The organism is Actinoplanes sp. NPDC048791 (genome assembly GCF_040650095.1).
Classification (GTDB): domain Bacteria; phylum Actinomycetota; class Actinomycetes; order Mycobacteriales; family Micromonosporaceae; genus Actinoplanes.
Genome location: NZ_JBEZGQ010000834.1, coordinates 1 through 3,718 on the forward strand (window position 1 = coordinate 1; position 3,718 = coordinate 3,718).

3 protein-coding genes are annotated in these 3,718 nt (G+C 70.3%); 2 read left to right on the forward strand and 1 reads right to left on the reverse strand.

Going from position 1 to position 3,718, the window contains the following annotated elements; all coding sequences use genetic code 11:
• The first annotated feature begins 235 nt into the window (after positions 1–235).
• Positions 236–634, forward strand: a complete 399-nt coding sequence (locus AB0C29_RS37990) for an NUDIX domain-containing protein (protein WP_360831056.1) — start codon at positions 236–238, stop codon at positions 632–634.
• Between the two features lie 21 nt (positions 635–655).
• Here AB0C29_RS37990 and AB0C29_RS37995 read toward each other — a convergent pair whose 3' ends face one another.
• Positions 656–2,629: an amino acid transporter gene (locus AB0C29_RS37995; protein ID WP_360831059.1), complete on the reverse strand. Its 1,974-nt coding sequence runs from the start codon at positions 2,627–2,629 to the stop codon at positions 656–658.
• Positions 2,630–2,717: 88 nt separating this feature from the next.
• On the opposite strand from AB0C29_RS37995, the gene AB0C29_RS38000 reads away from it, so the two are divergent.
• Entirely contained in the window at positions 2,718–3,533 is an 816-nt protein-coding gene (locus tag AB0C29_RS38000; RefSeq protein WP_360831061.1) for an SDR family NAD(P)-dependent oxidoreductase, read from the forward strand.
• Positions 3,534–3,718 lie beyond the last annotated feature (185 nt).

Sequence of the window (3,718 nt, forward strand, 5' to 3'; positions counted from 1 at the left end):
GCGGCCAAGCGGGTCAGGCGGGCAAGCGGGTCAGCGGGCAAGCGGGTCAGGCGGGCAAGGCCGGGACAGGTGAGAAGCCCGAGCCGACCGACCCCAGCCGTAGCCGGCAAGCTCATCGACACCGCCCAGGATCGCTGACCGCGCCGGCGCTACCGTCGTCGACGGCCGTCAGGCCGAGTGACCACCCGGCCCGGCGCATCCCAGCGCGCGACAGACAACAGTCAGAAGGCAACCCATGACCGTCATCGACAAGATCGCCTGGATCCGCATCGAGAACGGCGCGATCCTCAGCTCCCGCTCACGCGGCAAGGACGTCTACTACCTTCCCGGCGGGAAGCGGGAGCCCGGCGAGAGCGACATCGACACCCTCGTCCGCGAGATCCGGGAGGAGCTCAGCGTGACCATCACCCCCGGCAGCGCCGAGCATGTCGGGACCTTTGAGGCTCCCGCCCACGGGCATTCCGCCGGGACCGTCGTCCGGATGACCTGCTACACCGCCGATTATCAGGGCGTTCTGCGGCCGGACAGTGAGATCGAGGAGATCGTCTGGCTCACCCATGCCGATCGTCCTCGCGTCTCCCCGGTCGATCAGATCATTTTTGATCACCTGTACGGGACGGCGCGCCTGCGCTGACGTCCGGGCCGCAGAGAAGGGTCAGCCGCCCACGTGGATGCCGGGGCGGCGGGCCGGGTCGGGTTCGCTCTTGCGGATGATCTCGCGGACCACCGGCGCCGTGTCGCCCCGGCCCAGCAGCAGGTAGCGGAACAGGTGCACCAGTGGGCTGCCTTCCGCCCATTCGAAGTAGCAGTGCGGCCGTACCCCGGTCGCGTCGCGCAGGGCGAGCAGGACCGCGGCGATCGCGTTCGGTGCGGCCGGGCTCTGCACCCGCAGGATGCGGTACGGGCCCACCTGTTCGCCGTGCACGCGCAGGACCTCGCTGAACTCCGACGGGTCGATCACCTTGATCTCCAGGAACAGGATGTCGGCCGCCCCCGGGACCGGGTTCATGCCGCGTTGTTCGCGTTCCTTGGCCGCGTACTCCTGCTCGTCGCCGGCCTGCCGGCGGTTGGCGACCAGGTTGAGCTCGCCGTCGTGCTGGACCGACTCCGCGATGAAGCGGCGGGCCGGCTCGTCGAACTCGATGCGGTCCGCCCGCAGCTCGGTGGTGCGGGTGACGCGGGAGATCAGCGAGACCACGATGATCGCGGCCACGAAGACCGCCGAGATCGCGATGCCGTCCGGTTTCTCCACGATGTTCTCGGCCAGGGCGTACAGCAGGATCAGCGTCAGGATCGTGAAGCCGGCCGCCGCCTTGCGCCGGCGGCGGCGGACCGCCGAGATCGCCACGGCCACCGCGCCCGAGACCATCATGGCCAGGATGCCGGTGGCGTACGCGCCCGCCTGCGCGTTCACGTCCGCTTTGAAGACGATGGTGATGCCGATGCTGATCGCCGTGTAGACCAGCACCACCGGCCGGATCGCGCGGGCCCATTCCGGGGCCATGCCGTAGCCGGGCAGGTAGCGCGGCACGATGTTGATCAGGCCGGCCATCGCCGACGCGCCCGCGAACCACAGGATCAGGATGCTGCTGAGGTCGTACGCCGTGCCGAAGATCTCGCCCAGCTTCTCGTGGGCCAGGTAGGCCAGCGCCCGCCCGTTGGCCTGCCCGCCCGGCTCGAACTCCCGCGCCGGGATCAGCACGGTCGTCACGAAGCTCGTCGCGATCAGGTAGACGCTCATGATCAGCGCCGCGGTGGTGAGCAGTTTGCGGGTGTTGCGGACCCGGGACCTCATCCGTTCCGCGGGCGACTCGCCGGACGCCGCGATGAGCGGCATCATGCTGACCCCGGTCTCGAAGCCGGACAGGCCCAGGACCAGCGCCGGGAAGGCCAGTACGGATGGGCCGAGCAGATCGAAGAAGCCGGTGCCGTGGGCACCGAGCGCGTCCACCCAGGCCGACAGTGCGCCCGCGGTGGTGAACACGTCGGCCAGGCCGACCACGGTGATCACCGCGTTCAGGCCGAGGAAGACCACCACCAGGGGGATGGCGACCTTGACGGCCTCGGAGAAGCCGAGCAGGAAGACGAAGCCGAGGATGAGCAGCAGCACGATGGTGATCGGCACCGCGTGGCCGTGCAGGAAGCCCGGCAGGTACGGGTTCTCCGACATGTGCACGGTGGCGTCGGCGGCCGACAGGGTGATCGTGACGATCCACGAGGTGACCACGAAGCCGAGCAGGACCAGCACGAACAGCTTGCCGCGCCAGAACGGCAGCAGATTTTCCAGCATCGCGACCGAGCCCTGGCCGTGCGGGCTCTCCTGGGCCACCCGCCGGTACATCGGGAGCATGCCGAGCAGGGTCAGCGCCACGATCAGCAGGGTGGCCAGCGGGGACAGCGCCCCGGCGGCCAGCGCCGCGATGGCCGGCAGGTACGACAGGGTGGAGAAGTAGTCCACGCCGGTCAGTGCCATGACCTTCCACCAGGGCTGGGGGTGGGAGCCCTCGGCGGCCTCCGGTCCGACCGGCTGCACCCGGTGCGCGAGCAGCCAGCGGGTGACAGTGTGTGCCGGCGGTGCTGCCTGGACCGGACTGTCCACGGATGCCGGCACGACGATCTCGGTGCTCATCGTTCTCTTTTCCTAAGACCGGCACGTAACCGATCACCGCTGCCAGGATGCACGATGGGTGCGACAGCGCAGACATGAGGAGCGACACATGCCACGCACGTTTGTGATCACCGGAGCCAGCTCGGGCGTGGGCCTGGCCGCCGCCCGGCAACTCGCCGCGCGGGGTGAGCAGGTGGTCGTGGTGGGCCGCGATCCCCGCCGGCTGGGTGCCGCGATGGCCGCCGTACGGGCCGCCGCCACCGGGCCCGAGCCGGACGAATTCCGCGCCGACTTCACTGTGCTCGACGAAGTACGAAAGCTGGCCGCCGAGCTGCTGGCCGCGTACCCGAAGATCGACGTCCTGGCCAACAATGCCGGCGGCATGATGGAGTCCTATGTCCGCACCGCGGACGGCTTCGAAGCCACCATCCAGGGCAATCACCTGGCGCCGTTCCTGCTCACCCACCTGCTGCGCGGGGCGCTCGACGGTGGCCGGGTGGTCAACACGGCGTCCCGGGCGCACCAGCGCGCCCGGCTGGACCCGGAGGACTTCACCGGCTCGGCCGACAAGTACAGCTCGTGGCGCGCCTACGGGGCCAGCAAGGCCGCGAACATCCTGTTCGCCGCCGAGGCGGCCCGGCGCTGGCCGGAGATCACCTCGGTGTCGTTCCACCCGGGGGTGGTGCGCAGCAACTTCGGCGTCGGTGCGGCGACCAAGTTCTTCTACCGGTTCGCGCCGTTCCTGACCACGCCTGAGCAGGCCGGCGACCTGCTGACCTGGCTGAGCACCGCCGAGGTCGTCGACGGCGCCTACTACGTGGGGCACAAGGTGACCCGGCCGGACACCGTGGCCGCCGACCCCGCGGTGGCCGCCCGGCTGTGGGAGGCCAGCGCCGCGGCGGTGGGTGTGGGCGCCGCCGGATAACGGATATCCGGGCCTTCGTCGGCCTTCTCACTAACCCCTGCCCAGCGGGCGGAACCATTTGTACGTTGACGTCCGTGCGCCCCCGCGTCTCCCCCACCCCGCGCTGGTGGGCGCCCGCCGCGCGGGCCGCGGCCGGGTTGAGCCTGGTGGTCGTCACTGTCCTGTGGGCCCGCGGCGGCATCGCC

What these genes read in the sequence shown, in the direction of transcription:
- AB0C29_RS37995 (WP_360831059.1), bottom strand. Translation starts at nt 2,629, where the DNA reads ATGAGCACCGAGATCGTCGTGCCGGCATCCGTGGACAGTCCGGTCCAG.
- AB0C29_RS37990 (WP_360831056.1), top strand. Translation starts at nt 236, where the DNA reads ATGACCGTCATCGACAAGATCGCCTGGATCCGCATCGAGAACGGCGCG.
- AB0C29_RS38000 (WP_360831061.1), top strand. Translation starts at nt 2,718, where the DNA reads ATGCCACGCACGTTTGTGATCACCGGAGCCAGCTCGGGCGTGGGCCTG.